Source organism: Wolbachia endosymbiont of Litomosoides sigmodontis (genome assembly GCF_013365435.1).
Classification (GTDB): Bacteria; Pseudomonadota; Alphaproteobacteria; order Rickettsiales; family Anaplasmataceae; genus Wolbachia.
This window is the reverse complement of sequence record NZ_CP046577.1, coordinates 1,009,383-1,032,680: the sequence shown is the minus strand read 5'-3', so window position 1 is coordinate 1,032,680 and position 23,298 is coordinate 1,009,383. Positions and strand designations below refer to the sequence as shown.

Genomic DNA, 23,298 nt, shown 5'->3' with positions numbered 1-23,298 from the left:
TAAAAAGATGTCAAATTTTTTACCTTGAGTAAGTTGAGTGTATGAATAAGACTTTAAAAGATTCTACGGTTAGGAAGTTAGTTGCATCAGCAATTTAAAACCTACAACTTTGTTATGGCTTGTAATTGGCTGAAGACTCAAAACTCTTGTCACTTTTAAATTTATATGTAATCAATGAACAAGAAACCTCCTGATTTATTTTACTCTTCATATTCTGAATGTAAAAGATTATGTGGTAAGTAACAAGAGTAATACTATCAAGTTTAATTTATAACACTTTAATTATAGTGTGATCACATGTTTTTTGGTCACCTATAAAATAACTGGCGATTAGTTGGCTAGCATATTAAAGGCTTTTGAGGTATTTGTTTGCAGTGAATTTTCTGATGAGATTAATCTGTGCTGCTATATTTGGCACTTGTATTGGCGATAGATATGAAGAAAAGGTTGCTCTATTTTATTTTCAATTATATTGATGACTCTATCAACCATATTAATTTCTTTTACGCTAGGGTACAAAAAACTTGAAGAGCTCATATTAATATTAGTGGTAAGTTTAAGGTTATTGCAGAATATATCTCTTAGAAGAAAGGCAAGAAATGCTCTGTCTTTAAATAAAGCATGCTCATAATACTAATTTCCACTATACAAGGAACGTATGAACAATAATAGAAAAGAAGCCTTACTGAAGTAGTAAAGTAGCAAGGTTGAAATGACGTTGAAATCAATAATTTTTGAATAAAAAATTGTGAAATTGGCAAAAGGAACGCTGAAGAAAATGCAAAATAACGTGTATATTTTGTAAAAGAACTAAATGCTATAATTGTAGCAAAAAGCACAGTATAACAACAGCCGTGGCAAAAATATGTTGCACTCAAAAACAGCATTGACTACATGAGCTAGGCACCTAAACTTTGGAAGAGAAGAAAAATTATTTACTTCTCATTAACGATGTAGAAAAACTGGATCGAATTAGAGTTAGTTTAAACGAATTGAAGTATGGATGCAAGAAAATTCTAGTATTGCCATTAAAGAAATAAAAATAAGAATCTAGGAGAAATTTAGCTTAAATGTTAGCAAATCTATATCATAACCATGATATACTAAGACCAATTTATAATGAACAAGATAAAGCAAATAGGAAGAGTATAAAAAACTTAATGAGACTATTAGTGATATCCTGAGTAAAAGTTATTCATCTTAGATAAGTCCTAAGTTGCACACATTTGAAAGTTGGGCACAGGTAGTTTAAAAATGGTATTAGGACATAGGCTAAAGTAAAATTAGGTAGATAAAATTTTTATCTTTACAGTGCAGTTAATTCTAGAAATGGAGAGAGTGCTAACTTATTTATACTGCGAATATTAACACTAATTGTATAAATATATTTCTTGAACAGATGTCGTAATATTTAAGAATACGAAAAGACTTTTTTGTCATGAATTATGTTAGTTTACATAATTCAAAAAACTTAAAGGTATCTAAAAATATCAAGATTATATACCTATCACCATACTCATCAAAACTCAATTCTATTGAGAGATTTTTGGTTATATATAAAACAGAGTATTTTGCGTAATAAAGTCTATAGTACAATTGCTTTGCTTGAGAGCGCTTTGTGCAAATTTATTACCTCTCTTTCTCACTCCATAATTAAACAACTCTACAATGTCACTTATTTGGACTATTAACAATAAGAATTGATATAAGTAGACACATAAAAAAAAGCAGCTACTTTAAGTATAGCTTCATAATGTGTTTTTTGTATATGATTATAGGTCTAACGGGTGGAATTGGAGTAGGGAAGAGTTTTGTAGCAAATTGCTTTAAAAGATTTGGTGCTGCTGTATTTGATGCTGATTCTGTTGTACGCCAGTTTTATAGAATGGATAAAAACATAATAAGCTACGCAGAAAAAAAATTTCCTGGAGTAATAATAAATGGTAAAATAGATAAAACAGTATTGTCCAAATATTTCTTAATTTATGATGAAAATTGGAGACAATTCCAATCTTTAGTTCATTCCTCTGTGCGAAATGAACTGGAAATTTTTATTGCTCGTGAGAAAGGGATCGATAGAAAACTCTTAGTTTTAGACGTTCCACTTCTACTAGAAGTGAGATTTCGTTTATATTGCGACTTTATTGTTTTCGTCTATGCAGATAGTACTACACAAGCTCAAAGGCTCAGTGAACGTAATATGGATAAAAAAAAGCTGAATCTAATTTTTAGTATCCAATTACCTGTTAAAAAAAAAGGCAAATGAGTGACTTTATCATTGACACCAGAGCAAGTAAAGAATATGTTCTCTCTCAAGTAAAAGATATAGTAGATTTATTAAGTCTTTATGGTTAATTCAATTTACAATTTACCTTCACTAAGTCACTCCGAATTTTGACTGTATTATTTGCAGATTTTATTACTGAAATTTCAAACTTTGAGTTTTCATTCAAAAATGACTCAATTGACATACCAAAAAAAATATATCTCCATCCCTTAAATAGTTTATCTACCTGACCGTGCATTGATTCAACTAATTCATCTTTTGACGAAACCAATTTTCTTGATATATTATTTTCCTTACATTTGTTCTCTAAAATAATTGAGAGCATATCGAATACAGACCTATCATAATTTTTTAACAAAGTATAATCTTGCTGCATAAAGTTTTTCTCATTTTCATTAAAAACATCTATAAATTCTAATAAATCTTCCTCTCTTATATTTTTTGTGTTCCTCCTAAGATCATCCAAAATTTCGTCAACGTGTTCCACGTTTTTTTCAATAAGACCAGCTACTACAGCATTATTCACTATTTTATTACGGTTTATATTATAACGCTGTGCTAAGGTCTCTTGCCATTCACTAACTGCTTTAATAGTTACCATCAATTTTGGATTTACCTCATAATTAAACTTAATCTTCTTCCATGCATCTTTTGGATTATGCAAATATCTATTTATATCAACTACTGATTCCATCTCCTCATAAAACCAGTCTATTCTGCTATTTTCTTCAAGTCTATCGTATAATATTTGGTGTAAGTCATATAAGTGTACCACATCGCTTATTGCGTAGTCTAATTGATCCTCGGACAATGGCCTTCTTAACCAATCTGAATTTTTAGCTTTAATTTTATCTAATACTACTCCTTGGTATTGTTCTACTACTTTTGAGTAACCAATAAAGTCGTGATAATAATGACAAAACATAGCAGCAACTTGGGTATCAAAAATAGGAGCAGGAATACATTTTAACATAGTGAATAGAGACTCTATATCTTGCCGACAACTATGGAATACTTTAGTTATTTCTTGGTTGAGCATGATTTTCTTAATAAATGATAAATCAATCTCTGGTGCTAATACATCTATAATAAAATTCTTCTTTCCATAAGAAATTTGAATTAACGACAATTTGGGGTAATAGGTTAAGTGATTTCTAATAAATTCCGTATCAACTGCTATAAACTTCGGCTTTTTTGCTATTAGCTCTTCACATATATTCTCCAGCTCCAATGTTGTATTAATTAACATATATTTTTTATTAAGTAGTTCTATTTTACTACTTATATTAAATTTTACAATTAACGACTTTCTTGATTAAGCTTTTAGCTCTTCAAGAACTTCGCTTGCTCTATTTAAAATATGGTCAGGAAAACCAGCAAGTTTTGCCACATGTATCCCGTATGACTCATCTGCAACGCCCTCAACTACTTCACGTAAAAAAATCACTTCTCCATTCCATTCTTTTATTCTTACGCAGAAACATTTTACACTTTTCAAGTATTTGCTTACTTTAGTTAGTTCATGATAATGAGTTGCAAAGATGGCACGGCACTTATTTACATTGTGAATATGTTCAATCACTGCCTGAGCAATAGATAAGCCATCATATACTCCTGTTCCTCTACCAATTTCATCAAGTATTACCAAGGAACGATCTGTTGCCTGATTGATTATGGTTGCTGTTTCAAGCATCTCCACCATGAAGGTAGAGTAACCAGCTGTTATATTATCTGTTGCGCCAACCCTGCTGAATATCTTATCAATCACTCCAATGTGTGCACTATCTGCTGGCACAAATGAGCCCATATGAGCTAAAATTGCAATGAGAGCGTTTTGTCTCAAGAAAGTGCTTTTTCCAGCCATATTAGGACCAGTAATTAGATGTATACCAGATAAATTGATGCTATTTGCAATGAATTTATCGTTATTTTCAATAACTGGGTGTCTTCCATTGCAGATATTGAATTCCTTACTATCGTCAATGATGGGTTTCGTGTAACTATTTTGTACCGCAAGCTCTGCAAACGCGGTTCTGATATCGAGTTTTGCCAAAGCATTTGCAGCAAGAGCAATACTCTCAGATTCTTTAGCAATTTTACTACACAATTCACTAAAGATTTTTATTTCTAAGCTGATTAGAGCATCACGTGCTGTAAGAATTTTATTTTCTAATTTTTTTAATTCATTAGTAGTATAGCGCGTGCTATTTGCTAAGCTTTGCCTGTGAATAAATATATCTGAAGTTATTTTGTGGTTTGCTGATACTTCAATGTAATAGCCTAGTATGTTATTGTGTAATATTTTTAACGTAGCAATACCAGTCAGGTCACGGTAAGATTCACGAAGTTTTGTTATTAGTTTGTTGCTATTACTCAGCACATAAGATAACTCGGATAGCTCTTGATTATATTTTGGATTGATAAATCCTCCTTCTTTTGCAGAGCTGAGATTATTATCAAGTACAGCGCTGTTTAGAAGCTCTAATAGGTCTTTATGGTTGCCAAGGCTTTTATGTATCATACTAAGTTCATTTTCATCTGATTTTACTGTCATTTCAGCACGCGTCACTGATTGTTGAATCTCAGCATCAAATATTGGGATGATACATTCTTGTAAGAGAGGTTCATTTTTACTAGATTTAATTCTAGATAAAAGCTGAGATAACTCTAAAGTTTTTCCAAGGCCTATTTTTAATAAATTAATATCTTTTGGTGAACCACGTCCCAGCATTAAACGTGATAAACACCTTTCAATATCTGAAATGTTAGATAATATTTCCCGTATTTTCTTGCGTGGTTCATGGTTATTTACAAAAAATTCAATGGTACTGAGCCTCAAGTTAATCGCCTTAGAACAAGCGAGCGGTGATGCAAGCATTTGTTTTAGCAAACGTCCACCAGAAGCTGTTACTGTGTGATCGATAACTGAAATTAGTGAGCCTTTCTTTTCACCAGACTGAGTTAAAAATAACTCAAGATTTCTTCTTGCTGAGGTATCAATAAGCATGAAATTTTGCTGCTTATAGGGTTTTGGTAATTCAAGTCTTGGAATGGAGCCTTTTTGTGTTACTCTAACATATTCAAGCAGTGTACCACACGCCATAATCTCCACTTTGCTGAAATTTCCTATAACCCCAAGTTCTCTAACTTTATAAAATTCGCACAGTGTTCTATGAGATTTATTATGCTCAAAAAAGCTCTGTGCATGCTGCGTAATCGATATTTTATAATTTTTTAAAATTGATCTGATTTTTTTATCCTCAGCTAATTTATCAGAAATTAGTAATTCTTTTGGTGATATGCGCAATAAATCACTGTCCAGAGCTTTTAAATTCGTTAAGGTATGAAAAAATTTTCCTGTTGACAATTCAAGCCAGCCAATAGCGTACTCCCCATTTTGCTCAACTATAGATGCGAGATAATTGTTGTTTTTATCCTCTAATAGCGAATCTTCAACAATTGTCCCTGGAGTTATAATTCGCACTACATCACGTTTTACTATAGATTTATAGCCTCTCCTTTTTGCTTCATCAGCAGTTTCTAACTGATCGCAGATTGCTACTTTAAATCCTAAATCTATTAATTTATGAAGGTAAGATTCACTACTATGTACTGGCACTCCACACATCGGCACTTCTTGCCCATACGAATTGCCCCTCTTAGTTAGTACTATATTCAACAACTTTGCAGCTTTAATAGCATCATCAAAAAATAACTCGTAAAAATCTCCCAGTCTATAAAATAACAGATGATCCTGATATTGAGCTTTTAGTCTTAAATATTGCTCTATTACAGGAGTGTTTTTTTCTCTAAAGAAATTCATAATTTTTTAAGTAAGTTGATTATATGGACGACATAGAATTTAAATGGGAACACTTTGCACTATGCGAAAATAATACTGCTCGTTTTTTAGGAAATTGTTCATATTTAATGAATCTGTGATAGTATCTTTTCTAGAATCTATAATTTATAACTAGAATTATATGGAATTTTGGCTTTTTGAAAAGCTTAAACTACCATTTATGGAGGTATGTATTAATCATTTTGCCAAACTGAATTACAGACTAGAATATCAACTAGAGGAAAAAGATGAAAAAACTCCTCTATATTCCATTTTTGGGGAAAATTGAAAATAAGGAGGTTTTTTATTTTCATACACGTAAATAAAATTAATCCTTAATTTTCTTTGAGTTTTTTTTGTAAATAGTGTTTACTATAAAAATAGTATGCTAGATTGAGTGAATGGATATTGATATTAATTCATTATTATTTGAGTCATGAATAACATTATCAAAGTTGTTTAATTGAGTAGTGAAAAAGAGAGATGATAAATTTACACAAAGCGCTCTCATAGTAATGCAATTCTATTATAGACTTTTTGTTCATAAAATATTCTGTTTATATACAATTAAAGTCTCTCAATATGATTAAGCTTAGGTAGGTGTGGTGTAGATATATAGCCTAGATATTTTAGATACTTCTAAATTTTTTGACTTAGATCAACTAGCACAGTCCATAATAAGAAAGGTTCCTAATATTCTTAAATATTGTGGTATTTGTTCAAAAAATATATTCATACAATCAGTGTTGATCACACATTTAGGACAAATAAGCTAAAAACTCTCTTCTTTTCTAGGATTAACTGCATTATAGAGGTAAAAGTTTTATCTACCTAATTTTGCTTTAATCTGTGTTTTAACGCCTTTTTTAAATCACCAGTACTCAACTTTTGAACATGTACCAAACTGCAATTCATCAAAGATGAATAACTCTTGTTCAGGATACCTACCAATAGTCTCATTAAGTTTTTTTAACTCTTCCTGTCTACCTTATATCTTATTTATTGTGAATTAATCTTGATATAATACATGAAAACTCATTTTTGTATATTATGGTGTATTGTAGGACTTACTGACATTTAAGCAAAAATTTTTCTGGATTTTTTTATTCTTATTTCTTTAAATGGTGATGTTATAACTTTCTTGTATTCGTGCTTCAACTTATTTAAATTAACTCTAATTCAATCTAGTTTTTCTATAACTTTGATAGAGAGTAAACAACTTTTCTTCTCTTCTAAATTTTAGCGCTTTATCCATATAGTCAATGCTGTTCTTGAATGTAACATATGCGTTATTTTGTACTTTTTTCAGTGTTTCTTTTGCTGATTTTACGGTTTTTTCATTTGATAATTATTGATTTCAATGTCATTTGAATCTTGCTACCTTACTTAGTAAGGCTTCTCTTTTATTATTGTTTATATGTTCCTTGTATAGTGGGAATTAGTATTAATATATAGAGACTTTGATTTGAGGAGAAAACTCTTCTATCACTGTTTTATAAACTTTCTTTTTAAATGGTATGGCATTAGCTACTAAATTATCTACACTTTGCCAACGCCACGCCTTAAACTCTGGATGATCAGTATAGTTGATATTAATATCTTTATCTTCTCCATTAAATTTCATTAAGAACCACCTTTGCTTTTGGCCAAAATATCTCCCGTTCCAGCATGTTGGTATAATTTCCTTAGGCAAGTTGTAATATATCCAATCCTTATTTTTAGCTATAATCTTTGCTTTATCAGTACCAACTTCCTCTAGCAATTCCCGTAGTGCTGCTTTCTCTAGCTTTTCACCATCATCAATTCCCCCTTGTGGCATTTGCCAGTAAGAGTCGCTATCAAAGCGTTTCCCAATGAATACATGTCCTTGTTTGTTAAATAGCATTATGCCAACGCAAGGACGATATTTATCTTTTTGCTCAATCACAAGTATGTCCTGTTATTAGATTATTTGTTGCGGAGGTTTTAATTAATCTTTTTCTGTTCTTTATCTTGTCAGCAATTTTTTTGCAACCCTCTTTACGCTTAATTTCGAGTTGTTAATCTCAAAAGCACCTTTAGATACAAATAACCTTTTTCTTTCAATTTTCTTTGAAGCAAGATCTAAATCGGTAATTTTATTTTCCTGATGCCTATCTTCTGATTGGATCCGCTCTACTAGTCCTTTACTATTGCAACGTAATACCATAAAAAGAATTTTTACGCTCATTTTTTTGCTTAAGTTTACTACTGAGTAGTATACTTTTTAGGTGCGGGGATTACCATCTATATAATTCATTTATAAATATGTAATGCTTTGATTTTGTGGAATACTGTTCTAATATTGCTAACATATTTTCTCTGATTGTAAAAATTTTTTTCATAAGTTACCTGTAACTTCGGTATTACTTAATTTAACGATTTTGAGTATAATATTATTAAAAAGGTTATTGCTTACTATCACCGCATCAATGACCTTACATAGTTCTTTTGCAATAATCAATTTTCTCCTACCTAGGAAGCCGATTAAGTAAATGAGAGTCTTACTCATAATAAATATAATAGAGAAATTACCTTTCATTGTATACAAGAGGATATGTGCTGTACATATTGTTACACTGAAAGCTTAAACTACTTGCTTAGCAAGCAACTATATCAAAATGGTTTATGTTTAGAGATTTTGGGTGTATAATTATAAATGAATTATATAATCTAGTATAATGACTAACGTATCCAGTGATACAGAATCAATAAAAAGCACAATTGTAAGTACAATAGATCAAAATAAAGGTCATAATATAGTCATTTTTGATGTGCAAAATAAAACCTTTATTGCAAAATATATGATTATTGCATCTGGTGATTCAAGTCGCCATGTGAAGGCATTAGCTGAACATGTAATAAAAAGTTTTAAGCAATATTATAAAATAGATGTGGAAGGTATGGATGAAGGCAATTGGGTGATTTTGAATTTTCAAGACATAATGGTTCATATATTCAGGTCAGAGGTAAGGGAATATTATAAAATAGAAGAATTGTGGAATTAACTTTCTTCCATTTATAAGATTTGTGAGTTAGAATCACTTTAATTAATAAAAGTAAACCGTGAAGCACAAGTCTGAATTTTTAAATCTCATTCAAGAAAGAGGATATCTGTATCAATGTACAAATATTAAAGGGTTAGACCAATTACTATTACAGGATAACTATGTGGTTGCGTATATTGGGTTTGATTGTACAGCGTCAAGTCTTCATATTGGTAGCTTAATCCAAATTATGATGCTTCGTCACCTACAAAAATTCGGTTATAAGCCGATAGTTTTACTTGGAGGTGGCACAACAAAGATTGGTGATCCATCTGGTAAAGACAAAGCAAGAAGCTTTTTGCCTATTGAAAATATAAATCAAAATATATCTAGCATAAAAAAAGTGCTTGAGAAAATGGTATCTTTTGATGATGGAAAGACTGGTGCAATTATAGTAAATAATGCAGATTGGCTAGATAATATAAAATACATAGATTTTTTGCGTGATATAGGGGTGCATTTTTCTGTAAATCGCATGCTCAGTTTTGATAGTGTAAAAACTAGACTTGATAGAGAACAAAATCTAAGTTTTCTAGAATTTAATTACATGTTATTACAGGCTTACGACTTTGCTGAGTTAAACAAAAGGTATGACTGCCGTTTACAAATAGGAGGATCGGACCAGTGGGGAAATATAATAAGTGGAATTGAACTTGGCAAAAAATTGAATTTACCTGAGCTATTTGGTCTTACTACGCCTCTTTTGTTGAGTACTCATGGAAAAAAAATGGGCAAAACTGAGAGTGGTACTGTGTGGCTTGATGGTGATATGCTAAAGCCTTATGACTACTGGCAGTACTTTCGCAACATTGATGATCAAGACATTGGGCGCTTTTTGAGATTTTTCACTGACTTATCAATTGATGAGATTAAAGAACTAGAATCTTTAAAAAATCAAGAAATAAACGAAGCAAAAAAAGTTTTGGCAACAGAGGTGACAAAAATATGTCATGGTGATAAAGAAACAGAACTTGCACAATCTGCTGCAGTCTCTGTTTTTGAAAATGAAGACGACTCTCTACTTCCTGATTATACTATAACAAAAGAACAAGTAGCAAATGGCATATCGTTAGTAGGCTTACTGTATGATATAGGTCTTGAACCTTCAAAAGGTGCTGCAAAGCGTTTAATACAGGGCAATGGATGCAGAGTTAATGATCATACTATAAATGATATTAATTACATAATAAATTCTAAAAGCTTTAAAGATCAGTCGTTTATAAAACTTTCTGCAGGAAAGAAACGCCACATAAAAATTATGGTGAGTTAGCTTTTGAAGGAGAAGGTAAGTTTCATACAAATAAGCAGCATGATATGAATGACTTAAATTCAATATATTTATTCCAATCATAAACCTGTATCAAATTTCATTTTAATTTTTGTATTACCTTTTACAAGGCACTAGAGTTATACGTGGATTACCTTGTGGAGGTAATCTTGATATACTGATTACTATCAGTACTCAATGAGAAATTAGGAATGTGTAATATAAGACATACACTGACTTATAAATTAAGCCACGAGTATGAGGTCAATATTACACTGCATATGATAGTTTTTATGATGAATAAAGTAAATACTCTAAAAGTCTCTACAGCCCCAAGTGAGTATAATTTATCACACATTTCAGAAATGGATTGCTATTTTCAGCATAAAGGTTAAATTATTAATGTAATTTGTCAGAAAACAGCACATTATTAGAACTGGTAGAGAAAGAGAGAATTAAATATGGATAACTTGGGCACTACTATAAAATAGAAAAGCACAAACAATCTATTGAAAATTGGCTAATGAACAGCCAAAACATACTCTACAGTATGGAGTAAATTTTTAAAATTCGGGAACTATACGTAGAATAACTAGAAAGATAGTAGAAAGCGAAGTTCTATTATATATACCTCCAAATGAAGATATAAGAATTGATGTTTTGTACCAGGAAAGTATTTATAACTTGCGCAAAAAAATGGCAGAGTTGTGTTTGATGTGCAATTTCTAGATATTAGTAAATACATAAAGAACATATTTAGATATGGTAAATTATTAAGAGGAAGTAATTGCTCCCATTTTAGAAACAACTGCTTCTGATGATAATTAAAGTATCTTGCACAATTTTACAACTTAGATGTAATTTTATCAGTTGATTGTTAGAGTGAATTCTGATTGTTAGTGAGTCAAATAAGTAACATTGTAGAGTTGTTTAATTGCGTGGTGAAAAAGAGAGGTGATAAATTCGCACGAAGCGCTCTCAAGCAAGGCGATTGTATTATAGATATAGACTTTATTACATAAAATATTCCATTTTATATATAAAACCAAAATCTCTCAATAGGATAAGCTTAAGAGGTGTAGTGGTAAGTATATAGCCTCGATATTTTAAAATACTTCTAAATTTTTGGCTTAGATCAACTAGCATAGTCCATGATAAGAAAGGCTTCTCGTATTCTTAAATATTGCGGCATTTATTCAAGAAATGTATTCATATAATCAGTATTAACATTTGATACAAATAAGCTAGAACTCTCTTCATTTCTAGGATTAACTGCATTATAGAGATAAAGATTTTGTCTAGCTAATTTTACTTTAACCTATGTTCCAATGCCTTTTTAAAATCACAGTATTCAACTTTTGAACATGTGCCAAACTGCAATTCATCAAAGGTGAATAACTCTTATTCAGGATACTTATCAATACTTTCATTAAGTTGTTTTGAAACTCTTTCCTGTCTACCTTTATCTTGTTCATTGTGAATTGGTCTTGGCGTAATATATAAAACTTTATTTTTTGCATACTACGGTGTAGTGTAGACTTGTTGATATTCAAGCCAAATTTTTTCTGAGTTCTTATTTCTTTAATGATAATATTATGGTTTTTTTATATCCATACTTCAACTTGTTCAAATTAACTTGGATTTAATCTAATTTTTTCACGCATTGGAAAGAGAAAATAATTTTTTCTCTTCCAAATTTTAGGTATTTTATTCATACAGTTAGTGCTATTCTTGATACGGCTGTTATACTATGTTTTTATTACAATTACAGCATTTGATTTTTTTGTAACATATGAGTTATTTTATACTTTCTTCAGCATTTCTTTCCTGATTTCACGATTTTTTATCTAATAATTTTGATACTATTTAAATATAGCTATTTTACTTGTTTCAGTATAGCTTCTTTCCATTATTGAAGATCCGTTTCTTGTATAGTGAGAATTAGTATAACACTATAGAACCTCTAGTTAAGAACATATCCATCCACCCCCGATAACTTGCTCATCTTTGTATACTACACAGGCTTGGCCAGGGCTGATGCCAAAGTAATCTTCGTTTAAAATGACATAAGCTTTATTTTGTTCTCTGATTGGATATATTGTTGCCAAATTTCCCGAGTGTGATGAACGGAGCTTTACAATTACTTCCATACCTTCCTTTGGTTGTTCTAACCAATTTAACTCCTTAACTAATACTTTTCTTTGCATTAGTGCATTAACTGGTCCTACTACTATTTCATTATTTTTCGTGTTGATTCTTACAACATAAAGAGGTTCACTATGTGCGATACCTAACCCTTTTCTTTGTCCCACTGTAAAGTTTACTATACCATTATGGTCGCCTAGTACTTTTCCATTTACATCTACAATTTTGCCTTTCTGTACAGATTGTGGAGCTAGCTTAGCTATTGTTTTGCTGTAGCTTTCGGAAACAAAGCATATATCTTGACTATCTGGCTTCTCAGAAATTGGCAAATTAAAGTACTTTGCTAATTTTCTTACATCGTGTTTACAGAACTTGCCAAGTGGAAATCTCAAAAATTCCAACTGCTTCTTTGTTATGGTAAACAGAAAATAGCTTTGGTCTTTACTTTTATCTATGCCTCTATACAACTTTACTTCACCATTTTTTTCTAATCTTCTCGCGTAGTGTCCTGTAATTAAGACATCTGCACTAAGATTTTTTGTGATTTGTAATAAATCACGGAACTTTACTGTTTGGTTACATTTTATGCATGGTATAGGAGTTTTTCCCTGCATATAGGTTTGTGCAAAATTCTCTATCACTTCTTTTTTGAATATTTTTTCATAATTTAAGATATAATGAGGAAACCCAGTACTTTCAGCTACATGCTTGGCATCGTAAATATCTTGTCCGGCGCAGCATGCACCTTTTCTTGCATTGGCATTGCTACTATCAGTAGCATATAGCTGAAGAGTTACACCAATTACTTGATACCCGAGATGATGTAGTAACACTGCAGCAACGGAGCTATCTACTCCACCAGACATTGCAACTACAGCCTTGATTTGATGTGGAGCTTTATCTTTTAACAGAGGTTCAATTTTAAGTTCTTTTAGCATATAACTTATAAGTAAATGTAGTAAATGGGGTAAGCTTTGCCTCTCTTTATCTTATGATAGGGAGTTCAGTGTAAAAAGCCTAAATCCCAGTATTAGCTGCTTGGGTAACTGCAACTTTCTATTGTTACCAGAGTAACTGACATTGGCATGGCTTTGTTGCATAATGGCCAAGAAACTTAGTGTGGTTGCTGATAGAGTTCATTATAAATGACTATTTAATTGCTTAAGAAAAAATAGGCCAGTAAAAATGAAATCAAGTAACCACAACCAATATAACAAATTTCTTGAAGAAGGGGGAAATATTTTTCATTCACTTAATGAAGTAGTCTCTAATTATTATGAAGATAGTCCAAAAATATAAGTGGCAATTACTTTTATAGTGATAAAGTAGTGATTTTGGTGCATATATAATCTTTAATTCTTCAGAATTGATTTAAGATAAACAGTAGGCTTTCAGTGTCAGTTATTTTCATGATATCGAACATTGCCGTTTCAATACTATTAGGATTTATACCTTTTTTCCCTGGTTACATGTTAGACGCAATTCATTGTACCGAGATTTATTCGCGATATCTCTAAGTTACGCTAACAAACAGCTGGATGACGGTAGATAATACAAATATTTGAGAAATTTACTAAATAGCACCGAATAGAAGAAATCTGCTAAACTTAGGAAGAGATTTCTTAGTTTAAAGTTTTTATACCAATTTCTACTTTATAAAGAACGGATAGATAATAATGGAAAAGAAGCATTACTGAAATAATACCAATTCTTATTGTTAGTGAGTAAGATAAGTGACATTGCAGAATTGTTTAATTACGGAGTAAGGAAGAGAGGTAATAAATTTGCACAAAGCGCTCTCAAGTAAAGCAATTTTATTATTGCCTTTATTATACAAAATGTTCTGTTTTATATATAACCAAAATCTCTCAATAAGGCTGAGCTCCAGTGAGTATGGTAATAGATATATAACCTAGATATTTTTAGATACCTTTAAATTTTTCAACCTATATCAATTAACACAATCCATGATAAGAGAGGCTTTCCATATTTTTAAATGTTGTAACATTTATTCAAGGAATATATTCACATAATCAGTGTTGACATTCGGTATAAATAAGCTGGGATTCTCTTCATTTTTAGGCTTAATTGGCCTATAGAGATAAAAAAATTTGCCTACCTAATTTTACTTTAACCTATGTTCTAATGCCGTTTTTAAATACCCGTGTCAACTTGAATATATGCTAAACTGCAATTTATCAAAGATGAATAACCTCTTGTTTAGGGTGCTTACCAATAATCTCATTAAGTTTTTTTAGCTCTTCTTATCTATCTTTATCTTGTTTATTGTGAATTGGTTTTGCGTAATATATGAAAATTTCATTTTTTGTATATTACGATGTGCTATAGACTTACTGACATTTAAGGCAAATTTTTCCTGGGTTCTTATTCTCATTTTTTTAGTGATGATATTAGTTTTTTTGGTATCTATACTTCAACTTATTCAAATTAGCTCTGATTCAATCTGCTTTTTCTATAACGTTTAGAGGGGGAGGCAAGGAATTTTCTCCTCTTCCAAATTTTAAGTGCTTTATTCATGCAGTTAGTGCTATTTAAAAAATACAACAACATACTTTTGCTATGGCTGTTATACTGTGCTTTTTTGCTGCAATTACAGCATTGGTTTTTTGCAACATATGCGTTGTTTTGTACTGTCTTCAGCATTTCTTTCACTAATTTCATGATTTTTACCTAATAATTTTGATTCTAGTGCCATTTAAATCTTGCTATTTTACTTACTTCAATATGGCTTCTTTTTCATTATTATTTGTCCATTTTTTACGCAGGAGAGTTGGTGTTAAAACACAGTTAAAGTAAAATTAGGTAGGCATAAATTTTATCTCTACAGCACAATTGAGCTTAAAAATGAAGAGAATCCTAGCTTATTTATACCGAATGTCAACACTGATTATGTGAATATATTCCTTGAATAAAGGTTACAACATTTAAAAACATGGAAAGCCTCTCTTATCATGGATTGTGTTAATTGATATAGGTTGAAAAATTTAAAGGTATCTAAAAATATCTAGGTTATATATCTATTACCATACTCACTGGAGCTCAGCCTTATTGAGAGATTTTGGTTATATATAAAACAGAACATTTTGTATAATAAAGGCAATAATAAAATTGCTTTACTTGAGAGCGCTTTGTGCAAATTTATTACCTCTCTTCCTTACTCCGTAATTAAACAATTCTGCAATGTCACTTATTTTGACCTATTAACAATGATAGATAATTAATCCTGTAATCTAATTTATGATGCACAATTTCATCAAAAAAAAATTAATAAATTACCTTCAAAACAGTTATCATACTTAATCTTGCTTAAATAAAACATGGCTAAAATAATCCATATTTTCAAGCACTTTACCACTACCAAGGGCAACGCAACAGAGTGGGTCATCTGCAACGCGTACTGGTAATTTTGTTGTTTCACCGATGACTTGCCCTAAATTGCGTAACAATCCACCTCCACCAGATAAAATTATTCCTTTATCGACTATGTCAGAAGAAAGTTCGGGAGGAGTACTCTCTAATGCTGTTTTAATAGCAGAGATTATCTGGTGTACAGGCTCTATTAAACTCTCCACAACTTGATATTCTGATAAAAGCATTTCTTTTGGCATACCGCTCACTAAGTCCCTGCCTTTGACTGTCATCCCTTCTTTATTATTTTTATCTGGTAGGCTTGCTGAACCTACGCTCTTTTTGATTTTTTCAGCTGTTGCCTCACCAATTAACAGTTTATGATTTTCACGGATATATGATCTTATTGCTTCATCCATAATATCGCCACCTACCCTAGCAGAACGTGAATAAACAATTCCACCTAAAGAAATAATTGCAACTTCAGTTGTACCACCTCCTATGTCAACAATCATGGAACCCTCAGGTTCAGTAACTGGAAGTCCTGCTCCAATAGCTGCAGCCATTGGTTCTTCAATTAAAAATACTTCATTCACACCAGCGCTTTCTGCTGCGTCTTGTATAGCACGTCTTTCAACTGGGGTGGATCCAGATGGAACACATATGACAATGTTAGGTTTATTGATAGTGAATTTTGTGTTTGCACTGCGTATGAAATATTTTAGCATCTCTTCCGCGCTTTTGAAATCGGCAATGACTCCATCTTTTAGTGGTCTGATTGCCTCTATTTCTCCTGGTGTTTTCCCTAGCATCATTTTAGCTTTTTTACCAAAAGCATAAGGAACATAGCTTCCTTTTTCCTTTATTCTTGCTACAACCGACGGCTCATCAAGCACTATTCCTTGATTTTTTTGATAAACTAAAGTGTTTGCAGTGCCAAGGTCTATAGCAATATCGCTAGCAAATAAACCTTTAAAGGTGAAAAAATTACAAAACTTTCTGGTTGATTTTTGAAAAAATTCATACATGACTCAAAGAGACCATTTTATTGAGATAAATCATACTTTTCAGATAAGTAGCTAGTACAGCATTCAACATCTAAGCCTTTACCTGTTACTTTTTTCATCAGATCCAAAAAACCACACCTTGCACTACATACGTTTTGAGATAACCAGCCAATGAGTAACCCAAAATCTCCTTTTATTATAGCACCCAAAAACTCGTAATGATTTTTTTTTATGAAAGAAAAAATCTGTACAGCAATAATTAAAGCTATAATTTTAATGGGGAAATAGCCTATAGTTCCGCTTACCCAATATTTATCTTGAAAATAAGTGTCTAGTTCATTTTTAGCTTTGACTGGGATTTTATAATGTTCCATACCTACTAGCCATGCGTCATGCAAGTCTTTGACCTCTAGCGTACCATTTATTATGTCTTGTTCTAACTTTGTTCTCAACATGATATGGGCTAGCAGGCTAAATTCATCTGCCTTCTTTAAAGGAGAGGAAAGATTCACTTTATTAAAAATCAAGTACAAGTTTTCAATACTATTGATCTTTGCATTAACTTTGCCTTTTATAGTAAACTTCTCTTTTATATGCGGTTGAATAAATTTAATAAATTCTCTTGATGTTCCAATCATTCTTTCCATGAACAATCCTTGAGCTTCACACATAACGTGTTTTGTAAATGAGCTTCTTATAGAATTTTGTGCTAAACATCTTTGATAAATTTCATGACCACTACACCGTAAAAGTAAAAACAAACCGTAACAAAAATCAGATTCGTCGTAATCTATAGGGTAGTGATAAAAAGTATGGTGTGACGTAACACTTATTTGCTGTAAACATAACGAGCCAAGTTCAATCTGCTTCTGAGTAGTAATCTTCTGTATATTAGTAATCTTGTCTTTCTTCTGCTTTTCAATTATTCTATCTATATTGTCGCTAAAAAATTTGCCTAGCTTGGAAAATATTTCTTTTATATCCTTTTCTGTAATATCAGAGTCGTAGTCAGCAAGCAGTGAATCATATTTTGAACATTTTAATTGCTGCGATTTTATTGAAGCTACTCCACGAATAAGTTTGATCAAGTCAGCAAAGCGTTCTTTTAGCTTTTCTAAGCTACTAGATTCAGATTGAGATAGCCTCCATAAATTTTGGCACTCAATTTTAGCTTTAGACAGGGATTTTACTAAATCAATGGGAATAGCACTGTTACTTTTATGCATTCTCTCTATTAACTTTAGCTGCCAACTATCACCTTTCTTTTTGTTACCAAGGGCACCTGCTTCTGCTAGTGACTCTTTTATTATGTTGTGAGAGATAACTTCATGTCTAATTTCTTCTAGGAGACCCATTTGTTCAATTTTATCCTCTACGTTCAGTTGACTCTGATCTAGTACTTTTAGTGTACTCTCAATATTCTTTAATCTATGTAATACTTCTTCTAGAAACTTGTAAGATTTCATAATTTGTGCATCTTTATTTAGAAAACATCTGTTTAATATCGTAATAGATTAATAATAAAGTTACAAAGTATATTTACTTAAATCACAATAAAAAATTGTACCTTTGCCAGATTTTTCTACCAAAGATCTGGCATTTTATTAGAAAATTAATTGTAAAACTGTAGAAAAAGTGTTTAGTATTTTATTTTTCTTGACTATATTGCAATAGAGAGACTATTAACTACTAAAAATTAAAGTTACGCACTGTTTTAAAATTTATGGAGGTTTAGTAATGTGGAATAAATTAGTTGCAATGTGCTGTTTTTGTTTACTGTTTACTGGTATAAGTTCTTGCCAAAAAAGAGAGGTAAATGCAACAAATAAAGTTAACTTTATTGTTAAGCAGATGAAAGAAAAAAGGATTTTCTTTGATTATGATAAATCTAATATTAATGAAGCAGGTGCAGATGCATTGCTTAATGTAGTGAAAATGTTGCAAAATGATCCTAATGTAAAAGTTACTTTGATTGGTCATACTGACAATCGTGGTTCTTATGAATACAACATTGCGCTAGGTGCTAGAAGGGCAGATGCGGCTAAAAAATTTATGGTTAGTTGTACACCTTACTTAGAAAATAGAATAAAAACTGCTTCTAAAGGTGAAACTGAACCTTTGGTTTATGTGGCAGATAATTCTAAGAACTCTAAATATGAAAAGGAGCATGCTAAAAATCGTAGAGTAGAGTTTTCATTTTCTAGAATAAAAAGGTAGTTTTTTAGCTACAGCTGATGCAGTTTCATATCATGCCGTGATTTGTCGTGGCCTTTTTAACGTAAGATCTAGCTTGCAAGCAGTAAAATGATGTAATTTTGAGCTACTTATAGCTATGAGGTTCAATTGTTAAGGAAGTTCTGGGTCTCAGTGTTTAAACACTGGGGTAAGAAATGGAATTAGAGTCGTTACTTCAAGATGTAATAGACGATCTTGCTATCTATAATAATAAAGTTGCAGTTGCAGTATCAGGTGGTATAGACAGTATAACTTTATTGCATTTAATAATCAGTTGGGCAAAAAAAAGACAATGTCTACCACCTATAGCATTAGTAGTAAATCACAGATTGCGTCCAGAATCTCAGAAAGAAGTTGAATTTGTTGTAAATTATGCAAAGGAACTTGGGGTGAAGGAATCGTTCATATTAAACTGGGAGAAGAAGAATATCAAAGGCAATGTTCAATCAGAGGCACGAAAAGCACGGTACGAGCTACTAACAAAATGGTGCAAAAATAACAATGTTAAGCACCTATTTATTGCGCATCATAAAGATGATCAAGCAGAAACTTTTCTACTGAGACTTGAGCGTGGTAGTGGCCTAGATGGATTGTCATCTATGGACTACAAGTTTTCTTTAAATGGGGTTTACATATTAAGACCATTATTAAGTTTTAGCCGTGGTAGAATAAGAAAATACGCCGACTTTTATCGGCTAAAGTGGGTTGAAGATAGAAGTAATCAAGATTTAAAATATAGGCGCACGTTATATCGCAACTTACTTAAAGTAAGTGATGATCAAGAGATTTTGACAGAACGAATATGTCTCACAGCTCTTCATATGAAAAGAGCCAAGAAAGCGTTAATATATTATACATATCTTGCATTCAATGATTGTGTTAATATTCATGATCTTGGTTATATCGAAATTAAACTAAGTGAATTTTATAAATTGCCAGAAGAAATAGGCTTAAGGCTTCTTCTTTATTCTATAATGGTAATCAGCAGTAAACACTATAAACCAAGATATAATAGTCTTATTAACATATTTAATAAAGTACTGCGAAAGGATAACGATGTTCATTGCACACTTTCTGAGTGTAAAATAAGGAAATATGGAGAGAGTATTTTAATAATTAGAGAATCTTCAAAGATACAGGAAGTATCTGTTAATTTGCCGTTAAATGGTTTTATTGAATGGGATAATAGATTTAGCTGCACGATACTTGGAAGTCAAGAATGTTCAGTAACTATTACTCCACTAAAAAAAACACAGAAGGTTCCTAAATTTTTAAAGGATTATAATTGCTGCCATGAAGTTTTTTATTCTTTACCTATAGTGTTAAAAGATGGAAAAGTGTTAGCTTATCCTTGCCTGAATTATAAGGAAAAAGACATCAATGATGATGAAGTTAAATGCATTATTAATAGCATAATAAAACAAAATTTGCTAAAATTAACTGATATTTAGTTAGAAGTAACAATGAAAAAATTTTTGGAAGGCTTATTGATTTGGTTAATAATTATTGTGCTTGTTTCTGTTGCTTATATTCAGTTTAGCGGGAATATAGGTAAAAGTAAAATAACCATACCTTTTTCAGAATTTTTAACCAAACTAGAAGATAATGATGTAGAAAAAATTGTTATAAAGAACCAGAGCATTGAAGGTAAGTTTAGAGACGGATCAAGCTTTAATTCAAGTGGTATTATATATAATGACTTAATAAAAAGCTTACATGACAAAAAAGTGAAATTCTCCTTTTCTACTGGAGATTCTGCAATGAGCATAATTGGTGGGTTACTTATCCAATGGATTCCAACGTTTATCTTTATTGGCTTATTGCTGTTTCTTTTAAAACAAACGCAAGCAGGAGGTAACAGAACTATAAGCTTTGGCAAATCAAAAGCTAGGCTCATGACTAGTGGAAAAAAAGTGACATTTGATGATGTTGCTGGGATTGACGAAGCAAAAGAAGAGTTAGTAGAAATTGTTGACTTTCTTAAACAGAGGCAAAAATTTCAAGTATTAGGTGGAAAAATACCAAAAGGGTGTCTTTTGATTGGCTCTCCTGGTACTGGTAAAACTCTCCTTGCTCGTGCAATTGCAGGTGAAGCCAATGTGCCGTTTTTTAGCATTTCTGGATCTGATTTTGTCGAGATGTTTGTTGGTGTTGGTGCAAGTCGTGTCCGTGATATGTTCGATCAGGGTAAAAAAAATGCTCCTTGTATAATTTTTATAGATGAAATAGATGCAGTAGGTAGACATCGTGGCATTGGTCTTGGTGGTGGTAATGACGAGAGAGAGCAAACATTAAATCAGTTATTAGTTGAGATGGATGGCTTTGAGTCTAATGAGGGTGTGATAATAGTTGCTGCGACTAACCGTCCGGATGTTTTAGATCCAGCACTGCTTAGGCCTGGTCGTTTTGATCGACAGATTACTATTTCTTTGCCCGATATAAATGGGCGTGAAAGGATATTAAATACGCATATAAAGAAAATATCAATAGCACCAGATGTAAATGTGAAAATAGTTGCAAGAGGAACACCTGGGTTTTCTGGAGCTGATCTAGCAAATTTAGTGAATGAATCTGCGCTTATCGCTGCGAGAAGAAATAAGAAGATTGTTACTATGGATGACTTTGAATATGCACGTGATAAAGTGATGATGGGTGTGGAAAGACGGTCTCTAATGATGACAGAAGAGGAGAAAAAGCTTACTGCATACCATGAAGCTGGTCATGCAATAGTTGCTGTTAACATGCCTGCCTCAGATCCAATACACAAGGCGACTATTATTCCAAGAGGTAGAGCTCTAGGCTTAGTTATGAGGTTGCCGGAAACAGATAGGGTGTCACATACAAGAGAAAAAATGATAGCAGATATAACTGTTGCCATGGGTGGAAGAGTAGCAGAAGAGCTAATTTTTGGTTATGATAAAATTACAAGTGGTGCATCTTCAGATATAAAACAAGCGTCTGATTTATCACGTGCTATGGTAATGAAATGGGGCATGAGCGACAAAATAGGACCGATATATCACAATTGTGAGCAAAATGTACATGGTTCTGAAATAATTTCTGAGGACACTTTGAAACTTATAGATGAAGAAATAAAACGGGTTATATCTTCATGTTATGAAAAGGCAAAGGATATCTTAACTAAACGTTGCAAAGATCTGGAACTTGTTGCTGAAAACTTGTTAGAGTTTGAGACTTTAACAGGGGATGAAATCAAAGATGTACTAAGCGGGAAAAAGATTGTTAGGAATGACAACGGAAGTAAAGAAAAAGTAAGAAAATCTTCTCTCTAAATGTGTTCTCTACAGCATACCTTCTATTTTTCTACTCTTTTCCATGCTGATTATATTAAACAATTTTTAATTAATCAAATGTTAGGCTAATACCGACTTCTAAAAATGAAGAAATAAATTATTTTATTGTCTGTAGCTACAGTTTTAAGTAATTTTGCGAATTTCTTATTTGTTTAGCTAATAACAAGATAGATGTTACTTATTTAATAATTAGATATTAATAATTAATAAAAACATTTAGTAATAACAATCCTTACTTTATTGTTGTCACAACGGTTTGAACAAGCAAAGCAAAAGGATTTTACTTGAGTGATAGATATTATAGTTAGTTTCTTGCCAGCATAGGTAAATAAAAACTAAGATCTGAAGATACTAATTATAAAATTGCAATGGGTTTTTGAAATGATCGTAGAAATACGACAGAAAAGTTGTATTACCTGGATGAGCGTAAGCTGAACTATAGTCTACTTTTTGCTGCAAATATGAGAAGTTTTGGCTACTTATACTGATTTTCATTATTAGTGGGTTAAATAAGTGAAATTGCAGAGCTGTTTTATTTTAAGTAAAAAAGAGAGTTAATGAATTTGCACACTTTATACAAAGTGCTCTCGAGCAAAGCAATTGTATTTATAGACTTTATTACGAAAAATGTTCTGTTTTATATATAACTAAAGTCCTCAATAAGATTAAGCTCGTGCAAGTTTGGTAATAGGTATACAATTTCAATATTTTTAGGTGCTTTAAATTTTTTGACCTATGTCAATTAACATAATCCATAACGAGAAAAGC

General features: G+C 31.6%; 13 protein-coding genes and 3 pseudogenes. 8 read left to right on the top strand and 8 right to left on the bottom strand.

The window, feature by feature from the left end:
- Nucleotides 1-1,768 precede the first annotated feature (1,768 nt).
- Nucleotides 1,769-2,355, top strand: a pseudogene (gene coaE, locus GOY07_RS04090) (dephospho-CoA kinase).
- Here the strand turns inward: coaE and GOY07_RS04085 are convergent.
- A complete protein-coding gene (locus tag GOY07_RS04085) occupies nucleotides 2,352-3,536 on the bottom strand; it encodes a ribonuclease D (RefSeq protein ID WP_175838442.1) in 1,185 nt (394 codons plus the stop codon). The pseudogene coaE and the gene GOY07_RS04085 overlap by 4 nt on opposite strands.
- Before the next feature lie 66 nt (nucleotides 3,537-3,602).
- Complete coding sequence (mutS, locus tag GOY07_RS04080; RefSeq protein ID WP_175838440.1) at nucleotides 3,603-6,110, bottom strand: DNA mismatch repair protein MutS; 2,508 nt, start codon at nucleotides 6,108-6,110, stop codon at nucleotides 3,603-3,605.
- A 160-nt stretch (nucleotides 6,111-6,270) separates the two neighbouring features.
- On the opposite strand from mutS, the gene GOY07_RS04240 reads away from it, so the two are divergent.
- Entirely contained in the window at nucleotides 6,271-6,417 is a 147-nt protein-coding gene (locus GOY07_RS04240) for a hypothetical protein (protein ID WP_218938969.1), read from the top strand.
- Between the two features lie 1,155 nt (nucleotides 6,418-7,572).
- Here the strand turns inward: GOY07_RS04240 and GOY07_RS04075 are convergent.
- Complete coding sequence (locus tag GOY07_RS04075) at nucleotides 7,573-8,013, bottom strand: RNA pyrophosphohydrolase (protein WP_369800445.1); 441 nt, start codon at nucleotides 8,011-8,013, stop codon at nucleotides 7,573-7,575.
- 102 nt (nucleotides 8,014-8,115) lie between these two features.
- A complete protein-coding gene (locus GOY07_RS04475) occupies nucleotides 8,116-8,337 on the bottom strand; it encodes a hypothetical protein (RefSeq protein ID WP_246224404.1) in 222 nt (73 codons plus the stop codon).
- 490 nt (nucleotides 8,338-8,827) lie between these two features.
- Between GOY07_RS04475 and rsfS the strand changes: the two genes are divergently transcribed.
- Nucleotides 8,828-9,154, top strand: a complete 327-nt coding sequence (rsfS, locus tag GOY07_RS04065; protein WP_175838436.1) for a ribosome silencing factor — start codon at nucleotides 8,828-8,830, stop codon at nucleotides 9,152-9,154.
- Nucleotides 9,155-9,212: 58 nt separating this feature from the next.
- A complete protein-coding gene (gene tyrS / locus GOY07_RS04060) occupies nucleotides 9,213-10,463 on the top strand; it encodes a tyrosine--tRNA ligase (RefSeq protein ID WP_175838434.1) in 1,251 nt (416 codons plus the stop codon).
- A gap of 1,964 nt (nucleotides 10,464-12,427) precedes the next feature.
- Here tyrS and mnmA read toward each other — a convergent pair.
- Nucleotides 12,428-13,543 (bottom strand): tRNA 2-thiouridine(34) synthase MnmA, encoded by a 1,116-nt coding sequence (gene mnmA / locus GOY07_RS04050; protein WP_175838432.1) that lies wholly within the window; start codon nucleotides 13,541-13,543, stop codon nucleotides 12,428-12,430.
- Nucleotides 13,544-13,790: 247 nt separating this feature from the next.
- Here mnmA and GOY07_RS04765 point away from each other — a divergent pair.
- Nucleotides 13,791-13,951 (top strand): annotated as a pseudogene (locus GOY07_RS04765) (IS5 family transposase); the annotation flags it as partial.
- Between the two features lie 371 nt (nucleotides 13,952-14,322).
- Here GOY07_RS04765 and GOY07_RS04045 read toward each other — a convergent pair.
- The 3 genes and pseudogenes from GOY07_RS04045 to GOY07_RS04035 form a co-directional block, all read right to left on the bottom strand.
- Nucleotides 14,323-15,321, bottom strand: a pseudogene (locus tag GOY07_RS04045) (transposase).
- Nucleotides 15,322-15,922: 601 nt separating this feature from the next.
- Entirely contained in the window at nucleotides 15,923-17,002 is a 1,080-nt protein-coding gene (locus GOY07_RS04040) for a rod shape-determining protein (protein ID WP_175838431.1), read from the bottom strand.
- Between the two features lie 17 nt (nucleotides 17,003-17,019).
- Nucleotides 17,020-18,447: a gluzincin family metallopeptidase gene (locus tag GOY07_RS04035; RefSeq protein WP_175838429.1), complete on the bottom strand. Its 1,428-nt coding sequence runs from the start codon at nucleotides 18,445-18,447 to the stop codon at nucleotides 17,020-17,022.
- Between the two features lie 271 nt (nucleotides 18,448-18,718).
- Between GOY07_RS04035 and GOY07_RS04030 the strand changes: the two genes are divergently transcribed.
- From GOY07_RS04030 to ftsH, 3 genes are all read left to right on the top strand, one after another.
- Entirely contained in the window at nucleotides 18,719-19,198 is a 480-nt protein-coding gene (locus GOY07_RS04030) for an OmpA family protein (RefSeq protein ID WP_175838428.1), read from the top strand.
- A gap of 173 nt (nucleotides 19,199-19,371) precedes the next feature.
- A complete protein-coding gene (gene tilS / locus GOY07_RS04025; protein WP_175838426.1) occupies nucleotides 19,372-20,667 on the top strand; it encodes a tRNA lysidine(34) synthetase TilS in 1,296 nt (431 codons plus the stop codon).
- Between the two features lie 12 nt (nucleotides 20,668-20,679).
- Complete coding sequence (gene ftsH, locus GOY07_RS04020) at nucleotides 20,680-22,509, top strand: ATP-dependent zinc metalloprotease FtsH (protein WP_175838424.1); 1,830 nt, start codon at nucleotides 20,680-20,682, stop codon at nucleotides 22,507-22,509.
- Nucleotides 22,510-23,298: the final 789 nt, after the last annotated feature.